We start from the raw sequence: 22382 nt of genomic DNA on the forward strand, positions 1-22382 counted from the left end.
GGTGAAGCGGGCGCTCGGCGGCGGCGGTCACGCTCTCAGACGCAGGCCGCGCGGCGTGGCCACGAAGCCCGCTCCCTCCAGCAGGGCGCCTATGGAGGAGGTCAGGGCCTGGGCGCCGTTGATCCGCTCGACCGTGACCGTGCCGAGGGAGCCCGCGCGGGCCGCGGCGGCCAGGGCCTCGGCGGCCGTACGCAGGCGGGGGTCGTCCGGCGCCGCGGTGTCGGGGGCGACGGGCCAGGCCAGCAGCGTCTTGCCGCCACGCTCCATGTACAGCGTCAGTTCACCCCCCACCAGGACGACCAGTGAGCCCGCCTTGCGGCCCGGCTTGTGCCCGGCACCGGTGGGCGGCTCGGGCCAGGAGAGGGCCGCGCCGTAGGCGTTGGCGGGGTCGGCAGCGGCGAGGACCACGGCACGGGCGTCGGGGGAGGGCGTGCTCGTACGTCCGCTGCCGTACCCCTGGTACGACGGTGAGCCGTAGGCGCCGGCTCCGCCGCCTCGGGGGCCGCCGTAGCCGGGGGAGGCGAAGGGGTCGGCGAGGTCGCGCGGCGAGACGTACTCGCCGGGGGCGGGCCGGGGGTCCGCCGGTGGCCAGGTGAAGTCGCCGTCGAGGCCGGGGTGGGCGAACCCGCCGTCGCCTTCGTCGAAGGCGCCGGGCAGGGCGCGATCGTGCGGTGCGCCGTTGCCCGCGCCGAAGTCGTCCGGGAAGCCCGGCTCGGCAAAAACGCCGGGACTGCCCGGGAAACCGTTCTGGTGGGACGGGGTGGGCAGGCCCTCGCTGCGGTCGCGGGCGTTGGACACCGCGCGGAGCCGGTCCACCGCGCCGTCCATCGCGAACTGGGCCGCGCCCAGGCCCTCGACCACATAGCCGCGCCGCGCCTGACCGCTCTCCTCGAACGCGGACAGCACCCGGTACACCGCCGAGAAGCCGCCCTCGATCCCCTCCGCGGCGACCGCCCCACGGGTGACCACGCCGTGCCGGTCCAGGAGGGTGCGGGCCAGCGCGTGGGCGCGCACCGTGGCGTCCGGTTCGGACACGGGAAGCAGCGACCAGCGGCCGGCGACCGTCGGCGGGCCGGTACGAGAGGCGGGGCGCGCGGCGGCCGTCAGCGAGCCATAGCGTCCGCGCGGGACGCTGCGCTTGGCTCGGTGGGCGGTCGACCCCGCCGTACGGCCTGAGCCCAGCAGGGAGCGCATCGGCGCGAGGGTGTCGTTGGTGAGCCGGCCTGACCAGGCCAGGTCCCAGAGTGCGTCGGCCAGTTGAGGGTCGGTCACCTCGGGGTGGGTGGTGGCCCGCACCTGGTCGGCGATCTGGCGGAAGAACAGGCCGTAGCCGCCGGAGAGCGCGTCCAGGACGGACTGGTGGAGCGCGGTCAGCTCCAGGGGGTGGGGCGGCGGGAGCAACAGAGGCGCCGAGTCCGCCAGATAGAGGGAGACCCAGCCGTCCTTGCCGGGCAGGGCGCCCGCGCCGGCCCACACCACCTCGCCGGCCGAGGTCAGTTCATCGAGCATCGAGGGCGTGTAGTGCGCCACGCGGGAGGGCAGGACCAGTTTCTCCAGTGCGGAGGCGGGCACGGAGGCGCCCTGCAACTGCTCGATGGCGCGCACCAGTCCGTCGATGCCGCGCAGACCGTGCCCCTTGCCGATGTGCTGCCACTGCGGCAGGAACTGGGCGAGGGCGGCCGGCGGCACGGGCTCCAACTCGTGCCGCAGGGCCGCCAGGGAGCGGCGGCGCAGCCGGCGCAGTACGGCCGCGTCGCACCACTCCTGGCCGATGCCCGCCGGGTGGAACTCGCCCTGCACCACCCGGCCGCTCGCGGCGAGCCGCTGCAGGGCGCCCTCGGTGACCGCCACGCCGAGGCCGAAGCGGGCCGCCGCCGTGGCCGACGTGAACGGGCCGTGGGTGCGGGCGTAACGGGCGAGGAGATCGCCCAGCGGATCCTTGACCGGCTCGGTGAAGGCTTCGGGCACGCCGACCGGCAGTGCCGTGCCGAGCGCGTCGCGCAGCCTGCCCGCGTCCTCGACCGCCGCCCAGTGGTCGGCGCCGGCGATGCGGACCTTGATGGCCCGGCGGGCCCCGGACAGCTCGCGTGCCCACTGCGGGTCCGCGCCACGCGCGACCAGCTCGGCATCGCTCAGCGGGCCGAGCAGCCGGAGCACATCGGCCACGCCCTCCACATCCTTGACCCGGCGGTCCTCGGTGAGCCACTGAAGCTCGCGCTCCAGCTCGGTCAGCACCTCGGCGTCGAGCAGTTCGCGCAGCTCCGCCTGGCCCAGCAGCTCGGCCAGCAGCCGGGAGTCCAGCGACAGCGCGGCGGCCCGGCGCTCGGCCAGCGGGGAGTCACCCTCGTACAGGAACTGGGCGACGTACCCGAACAGGAGGGAGCGGGCGAACGGGGACGGCTCCGGGGTGGTGACCTCGACCAGGCGCACCTTGCGGGACTCGATGTCGCCCATCAGCTCCACGAGCCCGGGGACGTCGAAGACGTCCTGGAGGCACTCGCGGACCGCCTCCAGGACGATCGGGAAGGAGCCGAACTCGCTTGCCACCTGGAGCAGTTGGGCCGCGCGCTGGCGCTGCTGCCACAGCGGGGTGCGCTTGCCGGGATTGCGGCGCGGCAGCAGCAGCGCGCGGGCGGCGCACTCGCGGAACCGGGAGGCGAACAGGGCGGAGCCGCCGACCTGGTCCGTGACGACCTGGTCGACCTCGCCCTTGTCGAAGGCCACGTCCGCCGCGCCCACGGGTGCCTGCTCGCTGTCGTACTCCGTGCCGGCCTTCAGCGGTGCCTGGTCGAGCAGGTCCAGGCCCAGCAGGTCGGCGTCGGGCAGGCGCAGCACGATGCCGTCGTCGGCGTGCATGACCTGCGCGTCCATGCCGTACCGCTCGGACAGGCGGGCGCCGAGGGCGAGGGCCCAGGGGGCGTGCACCTGGGCGCCGAAGGGAGAGTGGACGACAACGCGCCAGTCGCCCAGCTCGTCCCGGAAGCGCTCCACGACGATGGTGCGGTCGTCCGGGACATGGCCGCAGGCCTCGCGCTGCTCGTCCAGGTACGACAGCACGTTGTCCGCCGCCCAGGCGTCCAGGCCCGCCGCCAGCAGCCGCAGCCGGGCGTCGTCCTTGGGCAGCGAGCCGACCTCGCGCAGGAACGCGCCCACCGCGCGGCCCAGTTCGAGCGGGCGGCCCAGCTGGTCGCCCTTCCAGAAGGGGAGCCGGCCCGGTACGCCCGGTGCGGGGGAGACCAGCACCCGGTCGCGGGTGATGTCCTCGATGCGCCAGGAGCTCGTGCCCAGCGTGAAGACGTCACCGACCCGGGACTCGTAGACCATCTCCTCGTCCAGCTCGCCGACCCGGCCGCCGCCCTTCTTGGGGTCGGAACCGGCGAGGAAGACCCCGAACAGGCCGCGGTCGGGGATCGTGCCGCCCGAGGTGACGGCGAGGCGCTGGGCGCCCGGGCGGCCGGTGATCGTGCCGGCCACGCGGTCCCACACCACGCGCGGGCGCAGCTCCGCGAACGCGTCGGACGGATAGCGGCCGGCGAGCATGTCCAGGACCGCCGTGAAGGCCGACTCGGGCAGCGACGCGAAGGGGGCGGCCCGGCGGACCATGGCGAGCAGGTCGTCGAACTGCCAGGTGTCCAGCGCCGTCATGGCGACCAGCTGCTGCGCGAGCACGTCCAGGGGGTTCGCGGGCACCTTCAGGGACTCGATCGAGCCCGAGCGCATCCGCTCGGTGACCACGGCGGCCTGGACGAGGTCACCGCGGTACTTGGGGAAGACGACACCGGTGGAGACGGCCCCCACCTGGTGTCCCGCGCGGCCGACGCGCTGGAGTCCGGAGGCGACCGAGGGCGGGGACTCGACCTGCACGACCAGGTCGACGGCGCCCATGTCGATGCCCAGCTCCAGGCTGGACGTGGCGACCACGGCGGGCAGCCGGCCCGCCTTCAGGTCCTCCTCGACCAGGGCGCGCTGCTCCTTGGAGACCGAGCCGTGGTGCGCGCGGGCGATCACCGGGGGCGCGCCCTGGGCCGCGCCCGAGCCGCCCATCAACTGGGCCGGGGAGTGATGCTCGTCCAGGGTCTCGCCGGTCGCCCGCTCGTAGGCGATCTCGTTGAGCCGGTTGCACAGCCGCTCGGCGAGGCGCCGGGAGTTGGCGAACACGATCGTGGAGCGGTGGGACTGGACCAGGTCGGCGATCCGCTCCTCCACATGCGGCCAGATCGACGGCCGCTCCGCGCCCTCGGCCGCGTCCGTAGCCGGGGAGCCCGCCAGCTCGCCCATGTCCTCGACCGGGACGACCACGGACAGGTCGAACTCCTTGCCGGACTCCGGCTGGACGATCTCCACCTTGCGGCGCGGCGAGAGATACCGGGCCACCTCGTCCACCGGGCGGACGGTCGCCGACAGGCCGATCCGGCGGGCCGGCCGCGGCAGCAGCTCGTCGAGCCGCTCCAGGGACAGCGCGAGATGGGCCCCGCGCTTGGTGCCCGCGACCGCGTGCACCTCGTCCAGGATCACCGTCTCCACGCCCGTCAGCGCGTCGCGCGTGGCCGAGGTCAGCATCAGGAACAGCGACTCGGGGGTGGTGATCAGGATGTCCGGCGGGCGGGTGGACAGGGCGCGCCGCTCGGCCGCCGGGGTGTCGCCGGAGCGGATGCCGACCCGGACCTCGGGCTCGGGCAGGCCCAGGCGCACGGACTCCTGGCGGATGCCGGTCAGCGGGCTGCGGAGGTTGCGCTCGACGTCGACGGCAAGCGCCTTCAGCGGGGACACGTACAGAACCCGGCAGCGCTTCCTCGGGTCGGCCGGGGGCGGCTTCGAGGCCAGCTGGTCCAGGGCGGCGAGGAACGCGGCCAGCGTCTTGCCCGAGCCGGTCGGCGCCACCACGAGCACGTCCGAGCCCGCGCCGATGGCTCGCCACGCGCCGGCCTGGGCCGCGGTGGGCGCGGAGAACGCCCCCGTGAACCAGCCGCGGGTCGCGGGTGAGAAGCCGTCGAGGGCCCGGTGTGCGGAGCTGACCATGCGTCCATCCTGCACCCGGCCACTGACAATCGCGCTGACCTGGGAAAACGTCGTGCGGCGGGGAGGAGGCGGGAGCCGGTCGCGGGGGAAGACGGAGAATGGGCGTATGGCGGGTGGAGCTCGGCGGGACGAGGAACGGGCGGCCGGGGAGAGGGGCTTGCAGACGGGCGGCGGGACGGGTGGGGAGGCAGGCGGGCGCCGGCCGGTGGAGCGTGCGCGGCACTGGCGGTACGACGACCTGCCGGGCGTGGACCTACTGCGGGCCCGGTACATCCGCAAGACCTTCGTCCGGCACACCCACGAGCACTTCGTGATCGCGGCCATAGCCGACGGGGCCGAGGTCTTCCACCACCGCGGCTCCGACGTGTACGTGCCCGCCGGAGCCCTCGCCCTGGTCAACCCCGACACCGCGCACACCGGTCGCGCCGGCGTCCCCGAGGGCTGGCGGTACGGCGCGGTCTACCCCTCGCCCGAGGTGGTCGCCGCGATCGCGGCCGAGACCACCACCATCCGGGGCACCCCGGGCTTCGTCAGCCCCGTCCTCGACGACCCCTACACCGTCCGCCTCGTCCACCAAGTGCTCCGCGCCGCCGACGAGGGCAACGCGCTGGCCGCCGACACGCTGCTGCGGGTCGCCGTCACCAGGCTGCTGCGGCTCAACGGCGGCCCGCTGCCCCAGCGGCCGATCCGCACGGCCGGAGCGGGTGTCGCGGCACGCGCGCGTGCCGTGCTGGACGAGCGGATGGCCAAGCCACCGACCCTGGAACGGCTCGCCGCGGACCTCGGCACCAGCCCGTTCGCCCTGCTGCGGGCGTTCCGTGACGCCTACGGCATGCCGCCGCACACGTGGCTGACCGATGCCCGAGTCCGCCGCGCGCGGCACCTGCTGGACGCGGGATCGCCGCCCGCCGAGGCGGCTGTGGCCGTCGGCTTCACCGACCAGCCCCATCTCAACCGGCACTTCACCCGCATCGTCGGTGTGCCCCCGGGGGCCTACCAGCGCGAGCGCAGAAGCGTGGACGAGCCGAAGAACGCGCGTGGGCGCAAGAACGTCCGTGGGCGCAAAAACGTACAAGACCCGGACTGAGGGACGCCCGTACCGTCACGGGCGTGGCGCAGCAGACAGCACTGGCGGACATGACCGCCGACGACGCGGAAAAGCCCGACAGGGCGGTCGTACGGGACGCCCTCGGCGTCGGCGTCGCCGTGGGACTGTCCGGATTCGCGTTCGGGGTGACCTCGGCCGGCAGCGGGCTCGGACTGCTCCAGACCTGCGCGCTCAGCCTCCTGGTCTTCACCGGCGCCTCCCAGTTCGCCCTGGTCGGAGCGCTCGCCGCCGGAGGCGGCCCGTTCACGGCGGCCGCCGGCGCCTTCTTCCTCGGCGTGCGCAACGCCTTCTACGGGCTGCGGTTGTCGCAGCTGCTTGCCCTCCCGCACGCGGTACGGCCGTTCGCCGCCCAGTGGGTGATCGACGAGACCACGGCGGTCACCCTGGCACAGCCGACCCGGCGTGCCCGGCGCATCGGCTTCGCCGTCACCGGGCTCACGCTGTACGTGCTCTGGAACCTCACCACGTTGCTCGGCGCGCTCGGTGCCAAGGCCATCGGCGACACGCGCGCGTGGGGCCTGGACGCCGCCGGGCCCGCCGTGTTCCTGGTCCTGCTCGCGCCGATGCTGAAGACGACCACCGAGCGCGCGGTCGCGGGCCTCGCGGTCCTGCTGGGTCTCGGCCTGCTGCCCTTCCTGCCGGCCGGCGTCCCGGTCCTGGTGGCGGCACTGGCCGCACCGATCGCCCTAGTCGCCGAGGGCCGCCGCGCGGGGCGGGACCGCCCGGACGTCGGCGGTACGGAGGAGCAGGGCGCACCACCGGAGCCCGGCGCACCACCGGTGTCCCGCGCGGTGGAGGGATCGACCGGTGGACCGACTGACGGATCGACGGAGTCGGAGGAGGGCCGGTGAACACCTGGATCGCGATCGGCTTGACCGCCCTCGGCTGCTACGCCGTCAAGCTCGCCGGACTGCTGGTGCCCGCGGGCGCCATGGAGCGGCCGTTCGTGCGGCGGCTCGCCGCCCTGCTGCCCGTCGCCCTCCTCGCCGCGCTCACGGCTCAGCAGACGTTCGCCGACGGGCACGCGCTCGTGCTGGACGCGCGGGTCGCCGGGCTCGGCGCGGCCGCCGTGGCACTGGTGCTGCGCGCGCCGTTCCTGTTGGTCGTGGCGTCTGCCGTGGTGGTGACGGCGGGCGTACGGGCTCTCGGAGGGTGATGCGGGACCGATGCGAGACCGCGGAGCCGGCCGCACCGTGTCCGGCTCCCGCTCAGCCCACGAAGCGGCCGTAGGCCCGCAGTGTGCGCAGTGCCTCGATCGTCACCAGGGGGCGTGATTCCAGTGCCGGGGCCGGTGCCCACCGGCGCTGGGGGTACCACCCACGCTTCAGGCCGTGGGGGAGGATCGGCCAGCCGCCGTCGTCCTGCTGCTCGGCGGTCAGGTGGTCCAGGGAGCGTGCCATCTCGTCGTCCGTGAACCACGCGCGCGCGAGTGACTCCGGGTTCCTGGCGAAGTCGTGCGGGAAGTGGTGCTCGCCCGGGGCGTAGCCGGACGCGACGGGCCAGGCGTCGAGCCGGTCCGGGTCCAGCGCCGCGAGCCGCTGCTCCCGCACCATACGGCCGAGCCGGTCCGCGGCGGCCTCCGCGCGCGGGCGGTCGGGAGCGGAGTCCAGAAAGGCCACGGCGGCCTCCACCTCGTACGGGTGGGACTTCTCCAGGGACTCCACGGCCTGCCAGCAGAAGTCGGTGGCCCGGAAGAGCCAGGCGTGCCACACCTCGTTGCGGTGCAGCAGCCCGACCACCGGACCGGTGACGAGCAGATCGCTGGGCGGATCGTCGACGACCGGGACGAACGGAGCCGCCGGATACCCGCGCTGGCTGGGATGGACGGCCGGCAGGGCGCCGTCCGGGGTGGAGATCGAGGTCAGATAGCGGCACACGCGCTCGACGCGCTGCCCGCCGCAGCGCCCGACGGCATCCAGGACGCGCAACGCGTGCGCGGTGTGCAGCGGCTGGCTCACCGGGCCGCGGAGATCGGGCTCCAGCGCGTGCCCGTACCCGCCGTCCTCGTTGCGGTAGGCGTCCAGCGCCGCTTCCACCGTGTCCGGAGTGCCGTGCAGGAAGAGGTACGCGAAGAGGCGCTGCTCCAGCACGCGCGCGGTGAGCCACACGAACTGCTCGGCGCGGAAGAGCGGGGAACGCGCCGGGGACGTGGAAGGGAGTGGGGGAGCTCCTGTTTCGGCCATGCGTCAGACCGTAGGACGGAAAGCGGTCTCGGCGAGCGGTCCCGGCCGGGGCCCACCCCCAGGGGCGGGATACTGGAGTCATGCGGTTGACGGTCTTCTGGCAGCGGATGGCGGAACACTTCGGTCCGGGGTACGCCGACACCTTCGCACGCGATCACGTCATGTCGGAGCTCGGCGGGCGCACGGTGCACGAGGCGCTGAACGCCGGCTGGGACGCGAAGGACGTGTGGCGCGTGGTCTGCACGGTGATGAACGTGCCCGGCGAGCGACACTGACGCGCCGCCCGGAACATCCCGATCCGTCCGTGAAGAGATCGGTCCTACGGCACCGATCGGTCACGAAGATCGCAGGTGGGCGCCGGTTGTCGGTGGCGTGGGCGAGACTTGGCGCGTGGCACCCACTGACGAGGACAACGAGCAGCTGACCCGGGCCGCGGCACCGACCGGCACGACAACGCCCGACCGGCCACCGGTCACCGGCGCCGTCGCTCCGGCCGCCCGCATGCCGCGCTGGCTGCCGCGCGCCATGGTGCTCGCGCTCGCGCTGATCGCCGCGTTCCAGCTCGGCAGCTGGGCCTTCCACCAGCTGACCGGGCTATTGATCAACATATTGATCGCGTTCTTCCTGGCCCTCGCGATCGAGCCCGCAGTGAGCCGGATGGCAGCGCGCGGCATGCGCCGGGGGCTCGCCACCTTCCTGGTCTTCCTCGGGTTGACGATCGCCGCCGCCGGATTCGTCACCCTGCTCGGCTCCATGCTGGCCGGCCAGATCATCAAGATGGTCGAGGGCTTCCCGGGCTACCTCGACTCGCTGATCAACTGGATCAATGAGACCTTCCACACGGACCTCCGGCCCGTGGACATCCAGGAGGGCCTGCTCCACTCCGACTGGCTGCGCAAGTACGCACAGAGCAGCGCCGCCGGTGTCCTCGACGTCTCCGCGCAGGTGCTCGGCGGACTGTTCCAGACGCTGACAGTGGGGCTGTTCTCGTTCTACTTCGCCGCCGACGGCCCCCGGCTGCGCCGCGCCCTGTGTTCCGTGCTGCCTCCCGCACGGCAGGCCGAGGTGCTGCGCGCCTGGGAGATCGCCGTCGACAAGACGGGCGGCTACCTCTACTCGCGCGGCCTGATGGCGCTCATCTCCGGCATCGCCCACTACATCCTGCTCCAGGCGCTGGGCGTGCCGTACGCGCCCGTGCTCGGCGTCTGGGTGGGCCTGGTCTCGCAGTTCATCCCGACCATCGGCACGTACCTCGCGGGCGCGCTGCCGATGCTGATCGCGTTCACCGTCAACCCCTGGTACGCGGTGTGGGTGCTGGTCTTCGTCGTGGTCTACCAGCAGTTCGAGAACTACATGCTCCAGCCCAAGCTGACCGCGAGGACCGTCGACATCCACCCCGCGGTCGCCTTCGGCTCGGTCATCGCGGGCACCGCGCTGCTGGGCGCCGTCGGCGCGCTGATCGCCATCCCGGCGGTCGCCACCCTCCAGGCCTTCCTCGGGGCGTATGTGAAGCGGTACGCCGTCACGGACGACCCGAGGGTGCACGGACACCGGAGCCGGAGCCCGGGCGGTCCCGGGATTCTGGCGCGCATACGCCGGGCGCGCGCAGGGCAGCCCGAGCCGGAGGAGTCCTAGGGCGTAGCGGGTGCGCCTCGAAGACGGCGCCGAGGGTGTCCCGTAGGCCGTGGTAGGACGGGCTCACTGCTCGCTGCTCGCGCCCCGTCGCCCTGTCAGCGGTACGTCAGCACGGCCCACGCCCCCGTCCCGGCGACCGCCGCCGCGTAGCAGCCGACCGCTGTGGCCACGATCCGTCGGCGGGTCCGCTCGGTCCAAGGCGAGCGGGACAAGAGCCAGGCCAGTGCGGGCAGGACGAGTACGGCGTGCAGGCTCACGCCGTGCAGGGGCTTGAGCGGGGCCGTCGAGTGGTAGGCGGCCTCCTGGTGGCCGGTCCTGGTCAGCACGATCCCGCGCGCGATCATCGCCGCCCCGGAGGCCAGTGCCACCAGCAGGATCGCGAACCCGGAGCGGACCGCGAGCGGCATGCCGGCGGGGCCCTGCGGCCGGTGCCGGAAGGATGCGACGGCGAAGACCGTGAGCAGGGCGACCAGGACGCCGCCGCCCACCGCGAGCGTCATGGACACCGCCGTGTCGAAGGGGGTCTCCATGTTCAGGTGCGAGGGCACCCGGCGCCACGCCTGGAGGGTGATCCCGCCGACCTCCACCACGCAGTCGGCGGCGAAGACGAGCAGCAGGGCCGAGCGCAGTCGCGGGCCGACACCCAGATACGACGTGACCCAGGTGATCGCGATCAGCGTCAGCCCGAAGGAGAGCCCGAAGGTGATGGGCTTGCGCCACGAGACGGGACCGTCCCAGGGGCCGCCGTCGACCGCGAACACCACCAGGTGCGCGAGACCGGACAGCACGAGGAGCAGCCCCGTCGCATGACAGAGGCGGTCGACGGCGCGCGGATTCTTCATGGGCCAAGGCTGCCGGGACCGATCCTTCGCGGTCGTCGTGCGGCAGAAGGCACCCGCCGTACGGCGCCGGGAGTAGCGCTTGACACCAAAATCGAACATCCATTCTCATGGAGGCTCAGGCGAGGTTGTGAGGAGTGGATTTCGTCCCGTTTTGCTGGAGGAAGTCCCGTAGTTATCCACAGGCTGGGCCTGCGTCGGGGCGCATTGTCAGTGGCAGGCGTTAGCGTCTTTGACGTGAAGCGATCGACTCAAGCAAACCGGGTGGAACCCATGGCAGGAACCGACCGCGAGAAGGCGCTCGACGCCGCGCTCGCGCAGATTGAACGGCAATTCGGCAAAGGCGCGGTCATGCGCATGGGCGAGCGGTCGAAGGAGCCCATCGAGGTCATCCCGACCGGGTCGACCGCACTGGACGTGGCTCTCGGCGTCGGCGGCCTGCCGCGCGGCCGTGTCGTGGAGATCTACGGACCGGAATCCTCCGGTAAGACCACACTGACCCTGCACGCCGTGGCCAACGCCCAGAAGGCCGGCGGCCAGGTCGCCTTCGTTGACGCGGAGCACGCCCTCGACCCCGAGTACGCGCGCAAGCTGGGCGTCGACATCGACAACCTGATCCTCTCCCAGCCCGACAACGGCGAGCAGGCCCTGGAGATCGTGGACATGCTGGTCCGCTCCGGCGCCCTCGACCTGATCGTCATCGACTCCGTCGCCGCGCTCGTCCCGCGCGCGGAGATCGAGGGCGAGATGGGCGACAGCCACGTCGGTCTGCAGGCCCGTCTGATGAGCCAGGCGCTTCGGAAGATCACCAGCGCGCTCAACCAGTCCAAGACCACCGCGATCTTCATCAACCAGCTCCGCGAGAAGATCGGCGTGATGTTCGGCTCCCCGGAGACCACGACCGGTGGCCGCGCGCTGAAGTTCTACGCCTCGGTGCGCATCGACATCCGCCGCATCGAGACCCTGAAGGACGGCACGGAGGCGGTCGGCAACCGCACCCGCTGCAAGGTCGTCAAGAACAAGGTCGCGCCGCCCTTCAAGCAGGCCGAGTTCGACATCCTCTACGGCCAGGGCATCAGCCGTGAGGGCGGCCTGATCGACATGGGCGTGGAGCACGGCTTCGTCCGCAAGGCCGGCGCCTGGTACACGTACGAGGGCGACCAGCTCGGCCAGGGCAAGGAGAACGCGCGCAACTTCCTCAAGGACAACCCCGACCTGGCCAACGAGATCGAGAAGAAGATCAAGGAGAAGCTGGGCGTCGGTGTCCGGCCGGAGGAGCCCGCCGCCGAGCCGGGCGCGGACGCGGCGGTCACCACCGCGGCCGCCGACGACGCCAAGACGGCGCCCGCCCCGGCAGCCGCCAAGGCCACCAAGCCCAAGGCCGCCGCAGCCAAGAGCTGACCCGTGACGCGACGAACCGACTGGGCCGAGTACGAGTACGCCACCCCCGGCGCCCCACGGGGGAGGGGCACCGGAGGCTGCCCGGACTCCACCCCGGCCGGTGACGGCGGATACCCGGACGACGGTCACGAGGGTCACGACGGGCACGGCGAGTACCGCGGAACCGGGGGATACGCGGACGACGGCGGTGCTCACCCGGGCGACACGGACGACGCGTACGGGGGTGGCGCGCCCGGCCGTGGCTCCGGCGGTGGCCTCGGCCCGCGGGGCGGCCGGGGGCGCGGCAGGAGACGGCGCGGCTTCGGGGACGCGCCCGGTGAGGACGAAGGCACCCCTTCCTCGTCGAGGGCCGAGCGGGGGGAGTCTTCAGGGGACCCGGCTGAGCGGGCACGGGCGATCTGCCTGCGCCTGCTCACCGGGACCCCGCGCACCCGCAAGCAACTCGCGGACGCCCTGCGCAAGCGGGAGATCCCCGAGGCCGTGGCCGAGGAGGTGCTGTCGCGGTTCGAGGAGGTCGGGCTGATCGACGACAGCGCGTTCGCGGACGCCTGGGTGGAGTCCCGGCACCATGGCCGGGGACTCGCGCGCCGGGCGCTCGCCCAGGAGCTGCGCACCAAGGGGGTCGACTCGGCGCTGATCGACGAGGCCGTCTCCCAGCTCGACTCCGAGCAGGAGGAGGCGACGGCCCGCGAGCTCGTCGCCCGCAAACTGCGCGCCACCCGTGGCCTCGACCGCGACAAGCGGCTCCGCCGCCTCGCCGGGATGCTCGCCCGCAAGGGCTACCCCGAGGGCATGGCCCTGCGTGTCGTCCGCCAGGCCCTGGAGGAAGAGGGCGAGGACACGGAGTTCCTCGGCGAAGGGGACTTCTGAGTCGGCGGCGCGCAGGACGGGGAGGCCGCCGGGTTCTGCGAACTCCCCGCGTCCGCAGTGGGGTTAACCCCCGCCGAAGACGCCGGGCCACCGCAGTGCTCTCCCCGCCGCGCGCGGGCGAGTCTGTACGCACGCTCCGGACCACGGCACGCCCAGCCGCCGAGGTCGACCGCGTACGACCCAGCCGATGCGTGCAACAGAAGAGAGCCCGCCCGATGATGCTGCGATACGCCCTCCAGACGGTCCGCGCCCGGAAGGCCGGCTTTCTCGGCGCCTTCCTCGCGCTCATGTGCGCCGCCGCCCTGATCACCGCGTGCGGCACCCTCCTCGACACCGGCCTGCGCGGCACCATCCGCACCGAGCGCTACGCCGCCGCTCCCGTCGTGGTCTCCGGCGACCAGTACGTCCACCAGACCACCGTCAAACACAAGAAGGGCAAGACCAAGGTCAAGCACAAGGCGAAACCCATCGCCGAACGCGCCTGGCTCTCCGAGCGGCTGCGCACCAGACTCGCCCACGTCCCCGGCGTGGCCCGGGTCGTGCCCGAACTCACCTTCCTCGCCCAGCCGTTGACGTCGGCCGGCACCGGCGGCCGTACCCCATACGGGCACGCCTGGGACTCCGCCGTGTTGACGCCGTACCGGCTGACCACGGGCAGCGCGCCCAGGTCCGACGGCGACCTGGTCATCGACAGCGACCTCGCCGCACGGGCCCGGCTGCGGCCCGGTGACCGGCTCACCGTGCAGTCCACGCAGGCTCCGCGCAGTTACCGCATCACCGGTATCGCCGCCCCGGCCACCGCCGTACGCCACCAGACGTCCCTGTTCTTCTCCGCCACCGAGGCCCGCCGGCTGGCCGCGCACCCGGGGCAGGTCAGCGCGTTCGGCGTGCTGCCCCTGAAGGGGACGGACCCCGAGCGGGTGCGCGAGGCCGTGGGGCAGGCGCTGCACGGCACCACCGCCCAGGTCAGCACCGGAGACGCCCGCGGGCCCGTCGAGTTCCTGGAGGCGGCTGCCGCCCGCATCCGGCTGGTCAGCATGGGCGGTGCCATGGGCGGGACCTCGCTGCTGGTGGCGGTGCTCGTGGTCGTCGGCACCTTCGCGCTCACCGTGCAACAGCGCCACCGCGAACTCGCCCTGCTCCGCGCCATCGCCGCCACATCCGGACAGATCCGCAAGCTGCTCGGCCGGGAGGCACTGATCGTCGGCGCGGCGGCAGGCACCGTGGGCGCGCTGCTCGGGCTGCCGCTGGGTGGCTGGCTGCACTCCAGGTTCGTCGCTCTCGGCGCCGTACCCGCCACGCTCGAGCCGACCGTCAGTGTCTTCCCGCCGCTCGCCGCCCTGGCCGCCACCCTGCTCGGCGCCTGGGCCGCGGCCCGGATCGCCTCCCGCAGGATCGCCCGGATCCGCCCGGCCGAGGCCCTGGCCGAGGCCAGGACCGAGCGAACCCGTCCCGCCTGGGGCCGGATCGTCGCCGGACTGCTGCTTCTCGCCGGCGGAGTCGTCCTCGTCGTCCTCCTCACCTCCCTGCGCACCGAGCCCGCCTCGACTCCCGTGACCTTCCTCGCCGTCGTCGTCCTGTCCACCTCCGTCGCCTTGCTCGGTCCCCTGCTGGTCAGGGCGGCCGCACTGCTGCTCGCCGGCCCGCTCCGGCTCACCGGTCACGGCGGCCGTCTCGCCACCGCCAACCTGCGCGGCAACGCCGCCCGTATGGCCTCCGTCGTCACCCCCCTCACCCTGCTCGTCGGCATGACCTGCACCGTCCTGTTCGTCCAGTCCACCCTCGGCGACGCCGCCCGCCGCCAGGCCCGTGACGGCGTACGGGCCGACTGGGTCGTCGCCGCACAGGGCCCCGGCGTCCCCGCTGAGGCGGCACAGCGGCTGCGCGCGCGGCACGACACCGTCACCGAAGTCGTCCGCACGACCGTCCGCGTCGGCCTCGACAAGTACCCCGCGCAGGGCGTCACCCCGGCAGGCCTGACCCGCACCTGGGACCCCCAGGTCACCGCCGGCTCCCTCGACCGGCTCGGCCCCCGCTCGATCGCCGTCAGTCAACTGGCCGCGGACCAGCATCACTTGAAGCCCGGCAGCACCCTGAAACTCACCCTTGGCGACGGGACGCCCGCCACATTCACCGTCGCCGCCGTCTATGCCCGGGGTCTCGGCTTCGGCGACCTCACCTTCGCCCACGACCTCATCGCCCGCCACGTCGACAACCCGCTCGCCTCCTCCGTCCTCGTCAGCTCAACCCGTACACAGACACAACTCGCGACTACACTCCGTGAGTTCCCGGGGCTGCGGATTCTTTCGCCGGCCGACGCCGACACCCTGCAGGCCGAGCGGCAGCAGACGAACGCCGAGGTCAACTATCTCGCCATGGGGCTGGTGCTGGCCTTCACCGCCATCGCGGTCGTCAACACGCTGGCCATGTCGGTCGCGGAGCGTGTCCGTGAGTTCGCCCTGCTCCGCCTCGCCGGCGCGACCCGCCGTCAGGTGCTGCGCATGCTGCGGACCGAGGCGCTGTCCGTCCTGTTCCTCGCCACCTCGCTCGGCAGCGGTATCGCACTCGCCGTGCTCACCGCGTTCAGCGTCGGGATGACGGGCCGGGCGGCACCCTCGGTCACGCCCCTGCTCTACGTCACCGTCGTCGGGATCGCCGGTCTCCTCGCGCTCGTGGCCAGCGCCGTTCCCGGGCGCGCGGCGCTGCGGGTGCGAGCGGTGACGGTGGCCACGGCGAAGGAGTAGCAACCACGAAAGGAACGCGGCTGAACCCCCGTGCCCGGCACGGGGGTTTCGTGCGCCCCCGTGCCGTATCGCCGCCCAGGCCTGCCGGGCCGTTCCGGGTCAGGGCGTCGCCGGCTCCACCGGGAAGCCCTCCGCCCGCCATGCCTGGAAGCCGCCCACGAGGTCCGTGGCCCGGTGCAGGCCCAGCTGACGGAGGGAGGCGACCGCGAGGCTGGAGGCGTAGCCCTCGTTGCAGATCACCACGACGCGCAGGTCGTGGCCGGTGGCCTCGGGGACACGGTGGCTGCCCTGGGGATCGAGGCGCCACTCCAGTTCGTTGCGCTCGACGACGAGAGCGCCGGGGATCAGCCCGTCCCGCTCGCGCAGGGCCGCATACCGGATGTCGACCAGCAGCGCCTCGCCGGTCCGCGCCGTCTCGTGCGCCTCGGGTGCCTCAATGCGCCGGTAGCCCGCGCGCACCCGCTCCAGCACCTCGTCGATGCCGACCGGCCCCTCACCCACGCCTGCCACACTCGGTGTGCTGCCTGCCGGCGTCTGCTCCGCGGCGCTCACTGCCAGTCCTCCGGGCGTTCAACCTGCTCCAGGCGCAGGACCTGACCGCTGCGACTGTAGCGGCGGATGCGCGGCAGCGGCGGGTAGTAGGCGTGCACGGAGATCGCGTGCTCGTCACGGGACTGGTTGAGGACCTCGTGGACATGGTGGCGGCCGAAGGCGCGGCCCTCGCCGACGGGCAGCCGGCGTTCGCGGTCCATGTCCTCGGTGAGTTCCAGGGTCTTCCAGCCGTCGGTCGGCAGCCGAGCGGCGAGCGAGTACTCCTTGAGGACACCGGAGGCCGTGAAGAAGGCGCCGACCGAGTCGGCATGGTCGTGCCAGCCGGTGCCGGTGCCGGGCGGCCAGCCGATCAGCCACGCCTCGCTGCCACCCGGACCTTCGATCCGCACCCAGGTGCGGCCCTGCGGGTCGAGCGGGAGTGAGGCGATCAGCCCGGCGTCGGCGGCCGTGCGCCGTACGAAATCGAGGAGGTCTGCCTGAGTGGGCGGCGAGCCGACGGCAGGGGACACGGGAGCAGGGGAGACAGACACGTACACCGTCCTGAAGCCTGAAGAGGGTTCGCGGAACGGGCGCACTGCGGCGCCCGGACAGGAAGAGGAATGCGAATTCAGCAGGACGGGCGACACACGCAGCCCGCATAGCGGACGAGGTCCATGTGGACCCTCCGCCATAGGCGTACGCAGGTGTCGGTCATGGTCCGGAGTACAGCACGCCGGTGTACTCAGGTCAACTCACCGTCACCATGTGGACGGAGGGTGACGGCCCCCGGGTCAGCGGGCGCCGGAGGCTGCCTGTGCCGCCTCCGCCTCCGCCTCCTCCTTCTTCACGGCGCCGCCCACCGTCGCCTCCGCCGCCGCGTACAGATCGGTCGGACGGACCCCGCTCAGCGCGGTGACCAGATGCCCGTCGGGGCGCACGAGCAGCACGCTGTGCGCCGGCGCACCCGGGTAGCTCTCGGCGACCAGCAGTTCGGCGGGGTACGGCAGCGCGCTCACGGCCGCCGCGAGCCGGGGCATGATCCCGGCGGACACCCAGTGCTTGCGGGCCCACACTCCCGTGCCCGGTGCGATCAGCAGGACGAGCAGGGCGCCGCGGCCGAGCCGATCGCGCAGTTGGACGAAGGAACCATCCTCCGCGGTGACCCGCACGTCCGTGACCGGTGCGCCGGACGGGGTGCCGACCGGGATCACGCCCTCCAGATGCCGGGGCGCGAGCGGCGAGTCGGCGTACGCCACCGGCGTGCCGAGCGGGCCCCGCCCCAGGTGACCGTCGGTGAGCAGCGCGTCATGGCCCCGTGCCGTGCCCGGGACCATCTGGCGCAGCCCGCCGGAGCCGCGCAGCAGCGGAAGCGCCTGGTCGGCGGCGCGCAGCCGGGCGGCGACCGCCGCGCGCCGCTCGGCCTGGTAGCTGTCCAGCAGCGCCTCGTGCGGGCCGTGATGCCAGGCAGGGCCCAGCTTCCAGGCGAGGTTGTCGGCGTCCCTGAGGCCCTCGTCCAGCCCCTGGGTGCCGAGCGCGCCGAGCAGATGGGCCGCGTCCCCGGCGAGGAAGACCCGGCCGGCGCGCCACCGGCGGGCCAGCCGGTGGTGCACCGTGTGGACACCGGTGTCGAGCAGCTCGTACGCCGGTGTGGCGCCGCCCGTCCAGCCCGCGAGCGTCTCGCGGATCCGGGCCACCAGGATCTCGGGCGTGACCAGATCCTTGCCCGGTGGCAGCAGCCAGTCCAGGCGCCACACGCCGTCCGGGAGGGGGCGGGCGGTCACCTCCACGGCCGAGGGCCCGGACTGCCGCCACGGCGGCATCCGATGGAGCAACGCACGGCCCTCCCAGGGAAGTTCCCCGCGCAGCGCGGCGACCGCGTGCCGCTCCACCGCCGTACGGCCCGGGAAGCGGATGTCCTGGAGTTTGCGCACGATGGAGCGCGGTCCGTCGCAGCCGACCAGATAACTGCCGCGCCACCAGGTGCCGTTCGCGCCCCGGGTGTGCGCGGCGACGCCGGAACGCTCCTGCTCGATCGAGTCCAGACGGCTGTTCGAGGCGATCCGCACCAGCGGCTCGTCGGCGATGGCCGCACGCAGGGCGCCCGTGACGACGTGCTGGGCGATGTGCAGCGGGGCGGCGGGATCGTCCTCGCCGAAGGTGATCTCGTTCATCACCTGCTTGCGCCTGACCGACCGCCAGCCGGCCCAGCGCACCCCCTGCTCACCGAGCGCCACTCCGGTCAGCCGTTCCAGCAGGGCGGCCGTGTCCTCGCGCAGGACGACGGTGCGCGCCGGGCGGGGTTCGTCCTTGCCGGGGCCCTCGTCCAGGACGACGGACGGCACCTCCTGGCGGGCCAGCGCCAGGGCGAGCGTGAGCCCGACGGGCCCCGCTCCGACGATGATCACCGGGTCCATGACGCGGCGCCCCCTGCCCGTGACGATGCCCTGACGGAGACAAGTGAACAGGAAGGGGGAGCGGGGTGCACGATCACAGAACGTATGCAACCCATTGGCAGAGTTTGCGTCAAGCGACCGGAGGCAGTGGCGATCAGGCCACTGCCTCCGCGAGCCATACAGGTGATGTGACGGTCTATCAGACGATGCGACCGGCGCCGACGCCGTCTCCGGTTGCCGCAGTACCCGCGATGTCCGGCACGTCCTGGGCCCCGAGCACCGCCCCGGTCGACTTCTTGCCGCGCCGCAGCCGGCCCTCCAGCCAGCTCGCGAACGAGGTCAGGGAGAAGTTGATGGCCACGAAGATCACGGCCACCACCGTGAAGGAGGCGATGGTGTTGGCGCCGTAGTAGCCGCTCATCGTGTTCGCCGAGGCGAGCAGCTCGGGGAAGGTGAGGACGGCGCCACCGAGCGCGGTGTCCTTCACGATGACCACCAGCTGGCTGACGATCGCCGGGAGCATCGCGGTGACCGCCTGCGGCAGCAGGATGAGCCGCATCACCTGACCCTTGCGCAGGCCGATGGCCATGGCCGCCTCGGACTGGCCCTTCGGCAGAGCGAGGATGCCCGCGCGGACGATCTCGGCGAGCACCGACGCGTTGTACAGCACCAGACCGGTCACGACCGCGTACAGCGGGCGGTCGTCGGACGTGACGTCGGTGTACTGGCTGTACAGCTCGTTGCCGAAGATCATCAGGACCAGTACCGGGATCGCGCGGAAGAACTCGACCACGATCGTGGCCGGGACGCGTACCCACACGTGGTCCGAGAGCCGGGCGATACCGAGGACGGCACCCAGCGGCAGCGCGATGAGCATCGCCAGTGCCGCCGCCTTCAGGGTGTTCTGCAGGCCGGGCCAGATGTACGTCGAGTACGCCTCGGTGCCGCTGAAGAACGGCTTCCACAGCACCCAGTCCAGCTGGCCCTTGTCGTCCAGGGCCTTGTACACCCACCACAGGACGGCCGCGAGGACGACGAGGAAGCCCGCCGTGTACAGGACGTTGCGCCGCTTGGCGCGGGGGCCCTGGGCGTCGTAGAGGATCGAACTCATCGCTTCACCGCCACCTTCTTGCTCACCCATCCGAGGATCAGACCCGTCGGCAGGGTCAGGCAGCAGAACCCGAAGGCGATGACCGCGGAGATCGGCAGCAGCTGCGCCTCGTTCTCCACCATCTTCTTCATCAGGAGCGCCGCTTCCGCCACGCCGATCGCGGCTGCCACCGTCGTGTTCTTCGTCAACGCGATCAGCACGTTGGTCAGCGGGAGGACGGCAGCGCGGAAGGCCTGCGGCAGCACGATCAGGAACAGCACCTGGGTAAAGCTCAGGCCGATGGCACGGGCGGCCTCCGCCTGGCCGACCGGCACCGTGTTGATGCCGGAGCGGATCGCTTCGCAGACGAAAGCCGACGTGTAGACGATCAGACCGAGGACGGCCAGCCGGAAGGTGAACACGTCGACGTTGTCCGAACCCAGGGAGACGCCCAGCGTGTCGTGCAGGCCGAGGGAGGCGAACAGGATGATCACCGTGAGCGGGATATTCCGCACGATGTTCACGTAGGCGGTGCCGAAACCGCGCATCAGCGGCACCGGGCCGACCCGCATGGCGGCCAGCAGAGTGCCCCAGACCAGGGAGCCGACGGCGGACAGCAGTGTCAGCTGCACTGTCGTCCAGAAGGCGCCCAGCACGTCGTACTTGTCAAGAAAGTCGAACACGATCTCCCGCGCTTCCGCGTGTTAGGGATGCCCGGGTGCGCCGCCCTCGCGCACGGCGCACCCGTGGGCGTTGCCTCAGCTCTTGATGTCGCCGATCTTCGGAGCGGGCTCGTTCTTGTAGTTGGCAGGACCGAAGTTCTTCTTCACAGCCGCCTCCCAGGAACCGTCGGAGACCATCTCCTCAAGAGCCTTGTTGATCTTGGCCTTGAGGTCGCTGCCCTTCTTGACGCCGATGCCGTAGTTCTCGTTGGTCATCTTGAAGCCACCCAGCTTGAACTTGCCCTTGAACTGGGCCTGGGAGGCGTAACCGGCGAGGATCGAGTCGTCCGTGGTCAGCGCGTCGATCGCCTTGCTCTGCAGACCGGTCAGACACGCCGAGTACGTCGGGTACTGCTGGAGCTGCGCCTTGGGGGCCAGCGTGTCGTGCACGTTCTGCGCTGAGGTCGAGCCGACCACCGAGCACAGCTTCTTGTGGTTCAGGTCCGCCGGCGACTTGATGGAGTTGTCGTTCGCGCGGACCAGCACGTCCTGGTGGGCCAGCAGGTACGGGCCCGCGAAGTCGACCTTCTGCTGGCGCGCCGGCGTGATCGAGTACGACGCGGCGATGAAGTCGACGTCACCGCGCTGCAGCATGGTCTCGCGGTCGGCGCTCTTCGACTCCTTCCACTCGATCTGGTCCGCGCTGTAACCGAGCTTCTTGGCGACGTAGGTGGCCACGTCGACGTCGAAGCCCGAGTAGCCCTGCGGGGTCTTCTGGCCGATGCCGGGCTGGTCGAACTTGATGCCGATGGCGATCGTCTTACCGCCGCCGGAGGAACCGCCGTCGTTCTTCTTGCCGCCGCCGCACGCGGTGGCGCCCACCGTGAGGGCGAGTACGACGGCCGAGGCGGCGGTGACCTTGCGGAGCTTCATGGTGAACATCCTTTGGGTGGTGAGGAACGAGGTCCGTTGGAAAAGGCAACCCGCGGGTTGGGAAAGCCAACCCAGGTGCGGGGCGGGCCGTCGCCGTCAGTGGTGCAGGATCTTGGACAGGAAGTCCTTGGCCCGGTCGCTGCGCGGGTTGCTGAAGAACTGGTCGGGCGCAGCCTGTTCGACGATCCGGCCGTCGGCCATGAAGACCACCCGGTTTGCAGCCGATCGTGCGAAGCCCATCTCATGGGTGACGACGACCATCGTCATGCCCTCACGGGCGAGCTGCTGCATGACCTCGAGGACCTCGTTGATCATCTCGGGGTCCAGGGCGGAGGTCGGCTCGTCGAAGAGCATGACCTTCGGGCCCATCGCCAGCGCCCGCGCGATGGCCACGCGCTGCTGCTGGCCGCCGGACAGCTGGGCGGGGTACTTGTCGGCCTGGGTGCCCACGCCGACCCGGTCGAGCAGGGACCGGGCCTTCTCCTCGGCCTGCTTCTTGTCCGCCTTGCGGACCTTGAGCTGCCCCAGCATCACGTTCTCGAGCACGGTCTTGTGCGCGAAGAGGTTGAAGGACTGGAAGACCATCCCGACGTCCGCCCGCAGCCGGGCCAGCTCCTTGCCCTCCTGGGGCAGGGGCTTCCCATCGATCGTGATGGTGCCCGAGTCGATCGTCTCCAGACGGTTGATGGTGCGGCACAGGGTCGACTTTCCGGACCCGGAGGGCCCGATGACCACGACGACCTCGCCGCGGGCGATCGTCAGGTCGATGTCCTGGAGCACGTGCAACGCGCCGAAGTGCTTGTTGACGCTCTTCAGGACGACCAGTTCGTCGGACGTGACCACGTCTTCCTTGGTCACCGATACATTGGTCATCGCTCTCGGGCTCCGTCCTCCTCGGTTTCGGTGGACAGTAGTGAGCCGCTGTGACCTGCGTCATCACATCTGAGGGAGATCTGAGCATCACGATCCGATAG

General features: G+C 72.1%; 19 protein-coding genes. 8 read left to right on the forward strand and 11 right to left on the reverse strand.

Going from position 1 to position 22382, the window contains the following annotated elements; genetic code table 11:
* Nucleotides 1-27: 27 nt before the first annotated feature.
* Nucleotides 28-5019 carry an ATP-dependent helicase gene (locus ACWC0C_RS03025; protein WP_450861164.1) on the reverse strand — a complete coding sequence of 1664 codons (4992 nt, stop codon included), beginning with the start codon at nt 5017-5019 and terminating at the stop codon, nt 28-30.
* Between the two features lie 106 nt (nt 5020-5125).
* Between ACWC0C_RS03025 and ACWC0C_RS03030 the strand changes: the two genes are divergently transcribed.
* From ACWC0C_RS03030 to ACWC0C_RS03040, 3 genes are read left to right on the forward strand one after another with little or no spacing between them, the layout of a single operon-like run.
* Nucleotides 5126-6106, forward strand: coding sequence for an AraC family transcriptional regulator (locus tag ACWC0C_RS03030; RefSeq protein WP_450861166.1), 981 nt, complete (start codon nt 5126-5128; stop codon nt 6104-6106).
* Nucleotides 6107-6129: 23 nt separating this feature from the next.
* Complete coding sequence (locus tag ACWC0C_RS03035) at nt 6130-6978, forward strand: AzlC family ABC transporter permease (protein WP_450861168.1); 849 nt, start codon at nt 6130-6132, stop codon at nt 6976-6978.
* On the forward strand, nt 6975-7283 hold the full coding sequence (locus ACWC0C_RS03040; protein ID WP_450861170.1) for an AzlD domain-containing protein: 309 nt from the start codon (nt 6975-6977) through the stop codon (nt 7281-7283). Before ACWC0C_RS03035 ends, ACWC0C_RS03040 begins: the two co-directional genes overlap by 4 nt.
* A gap of 52 nt (nt 7284-7335) precedes the next feature.
* Here ACWC0C_RS03040 and ACWC0C_RS03045 read toward each other — a convergent pair whose 3' ends face one another.
* Nucleotides 7336-8310 (reverse strand): hypothetical protein, encoded by a 975-nt coding sequence (locus ACWC0C_RS03045; protein ID WP_450861172.1) that lies wholly within the window; start codon nt 8308-8310, stop codon nt 7336-7338.
* 80 nt (nt 8311-8390) lie between these two features.
* On the opposite strand from ACWC0C_RS03045, the gene ACWC0C_RS03050 reads away from it, so the two are divergent.
* Both ACWC0C_RS03050 and ACWC0C_RS03055 read left to right on the forward strand, forming a co-directional pair.
* Nucleotides 8391-8585 carry a DUF3046 domain-containing protein gene (locus ACWC0C_RS03050; protein WP_449200747.1) on the forward strand — a complete coding sequence of 65 codons (195 nt, stop codon included), beginning with the start codon at nt 8391-8393 and terminating at the stop codon, nt 8583-8585.
* A 115-nt stretch (nt 8586-8700) separates the two neighbouring features.
* Entirely contained in the window at nt 8701-9945 is a 1245-nt protein-coding gene (locus ACWC0C_RS03055) for an AI-2E family transporter (RefSeq protein ID WP_450861174.1), read from the forward strand.
* 95 nt (nt 9946-10040) lie between these two features.
* Here ACWC0C_RS03055 and ACWC0C_RS03060 read toward each other — a convergent pair whose 3' ends face one another.
* On the reverse strand, nt 10041-10787 hold the full coding sequence (locus ACWC0C_RS03060; RefSeq protein ID WP_450861176.1) for a hypothetical protein: 747 nt from the start codon (nt 10785-10787) through the stop codon (nt 10041-10043).
* A gap of 270 nt (nt 10788-11057) precedes the next feature.
* On the opposite strand from ACWC0C_RS03060, the gene recA reads away from it, so the two are divergent.
* The 3 genes from recA to ACWC0C_RS03075 all read left to right on the forward strand — a co-directional run bounded on the left by recA (nt 11058) and on the right by ACWC0C_RS03075 (nt 15799).
* A complete protein-coding gene (gene recA, locus ACWC0C_RS03065) occupies nt 11058-12185 on the forward strand; it encodes a recombinase RecA (RefSeq protein ID WP_069778386.1) in 1128 nt (375 codons plus the stop codon).
* Nucleotides 12186-12188: 3 nt separating this feature from the next.
* Nucleotides 12189-13055: a recombination regulator RecX gene (gene recX / locus ACWC0C_RS03070; RefSeq protein ID WP_450861178.1), complete on the forward strand. Its 867-nt coding sequence runs from the start codon at nt 12189-12191 to the stop codon at nt 13053-13055.
* Nucleotides 13056-13270: 215 nt separating this feature from the next.
* Nucleotides 13271-15799 carry an ABC transporter permease gene (locus ACWC0C_RS03075; RefSeq protein WP_450861180.1) on the forward strand — a complete coding sequence of 843 codons (2529 nt, stop codon included), beginning with the start codon at nt 13271-13273 and terminating at the stop codon, nt 15797-15799.
* A gap of 99 nt (nt 15800-15898) precedes the next feature.
* Here the strand turns inward: ACWC0C_RS03075 and ACWC0C_RS03080 are convergent, their stop codons facing one another.
* From ACWC0C_RS03080 to ACWC0C_RS03115, 8 genes are all read right to left on the reverse strand, one after another.
* Nucleotides 15899-16309, reverse strand: a complete 411-nt coding sequence (locus ACWC0C_RS03080; protein WP_450861706.1) for a rhodanese-like domain-containing protein — start codon at nt 16307-16309, stop codon at nt 15899-15901.
* Nucleotides 16310-16347: 38 nt separating this feature from the next.
* On the reverse strand, nt 16348-16881 hold the full coding sequence (locus ACWC0C_RS03085; protein WP_450861182.1) for a cysteine dioxygenase: 534 nt from the start codon (nt 16879-16881) through the stop codon (nt 16348-16350).
* A gap of 77 nt (nt 16882-16958) precedes the next feature.
* Nucleotides 16959-17045 (reverse strand): putative leader peptide, encoded by an 87-nt coding sequence (locus tag ACWC0C_RS03090; protein ID WP_313960178.1) that lies wholly within the window; start codon nt 17043-17045, stop codon nt 16959-16961.
* 76 nt (nt 17046-17121) lie between these two features.
* A complete protein-coding gene (locus ACWC0C_RS03095; protein WP_450861184.1) occupies nt 17122-18744 on the reverse strand; it encodes an FAD-dependent monooxygenase in 1623 nt (540 codons plus the stop codon).
* Nucleotides 18745-18922: 178 nt separating this feature from the next.
* A complete protein-coding gene (locus ACWC0C_RS03100) occupies nt 18923-19834 on the reverse strand; it encodes an amino acid ABC transporter permease (protein ID WP_450861186.1) in 912 nt (303 codons plus the stop codon).
* A complete protein-coding gene (locus tag ACWC0C_RS03105) occupies nt 19831-20496 on the reverse strand; it encodes an amino acid ABC transporter permease (RefSeq protein WP_449200738.1) in 666 nt (221 codons plus the stop codon). Before ACWC0C_RS03105 ends, ACWC0C_RS03100 begins: the two co-directional genes overlap by 4 nt.
* A gap of 75 nt (nt 20497-20571) precedes the next feature.
* On the reverse strand, nt 20572-21408 hold the full coding sequence (locus ACWC0C_RS03110; protein WP_450861188.1) for a glutamate ABC transporter substrate-binding protein: 837 nt from the start codon (nt 21406-21408) through the stop codon (nt 20572-20574).
* Nucleotides 21409-21504: 96 nt separating this feature from the next.
* Nucleotides 21505-22281, reverse strand: coding sequence for an amino acid ABC transporter ATP-binding protein (locus ACWC0C_RS03115; RefSeq protein WP_449200736.1), 777 nt, complete (start codon nt 22279-22281; stop codon nt 21505-21507).
* Nucleotides 22282-22382 lie beyond the last annotated feature (101 nt).

The sequence above is a fragment of the Streptomyces sp. NPDC001709 genome (assembly GCF_053596375.1).

Excerpts from the sequence above, each read along its gene's own strand:
- ACWC0C_RS03060 (WP_450861176.1), bottom strand. The coding sequence starts at position 10,787 with ATGAAGAATCCGCGCGCCGTCGACCGCCTCTGTCATGCGACGGGGCTG.
- ACWC0C_RS03110 (WP_450861188.1), bottom strand. The coding sequence starts at position 21,408 with ATGAAGCTCCGCAAGGTCACCGCCGCCTCGGCCGTCGTACTCGCCCTC.
- ACWC0C_RS03090 (WP_313960178.1), bottom strand. The coding sequence starts at position 17,045 with ATGACCGACACCTGCGTACGCCTATGGCGGAGGGTCCACATGGACCTC.
- recA (WP_069778386.1), top strand. The coding sequence starts at position 11,058 with ATGGCAGGAACCGACCGCGAGAAGGCGCTCGACGCCGCGCTCGCGCAG.
- ACWC0C_RS03045 (WP_450861172.1), bottom strand. The coding sequence starts at position 8,310 with ATGGCCGAAACAGGAGCTCCCCCACTCCCTTCCACGTCCCCGGCGCGT.
- ACWC0C_RS03050 (WP_449200747.1), top strand. The coding sequence starts at position 8,391 with ATGCGGTTGACGGTCTTCTGGCAGCGGATGGCGGAACACTTCGGTCCG.
- ACWC0C_RS03075 (WP_450861180.1), top strand. The coding sequence starts at position 13,271 with ATGATGCTGCGATACGCCCTCCAGACGGTCCGCGCCCGGAAGGCCGGC.
- ACWC0C_RS03115 (WP_449200736.1), bottom strand. The coding sequence starts at position 22,281 with ATGACCAATGTATCGGTGACCAAGGAAGACGTGGTCACGTCCGACGAA.
- ACWC0C_RS03095 (WP_450861184.1), bottom strand. The coding sequence starts at position 18,744 with ATGGACCCGGTGATCATCGTCGGAGCGGGGCCCGTCGGGCTCACGCTC.
- ACWC0C_RS03025 (WP_450861164.1), bottom strand. The coding sequence starts at position 5,019 with ATGGTCAGCTCCGCACACCGGGCCCTCGACGGCTTCTCACCCGCGACC.
- ACWC0C_RS03030 (WP_450861166.1), top strand. The coding sequence starts at position 5,126 with ATGGCGGGTGGAGCTCGGCGGGACGAGGAACGGGCGGCCGGGGAGAGG.
- ACWC0C_RS03100 (WP_450861186.1), bottom strand. The coding sequence starts at position 19,834 with ATGAGTTCGATCCTCTACGACGCCCAGGGCCCCCGCGCCAAGCGGCGC.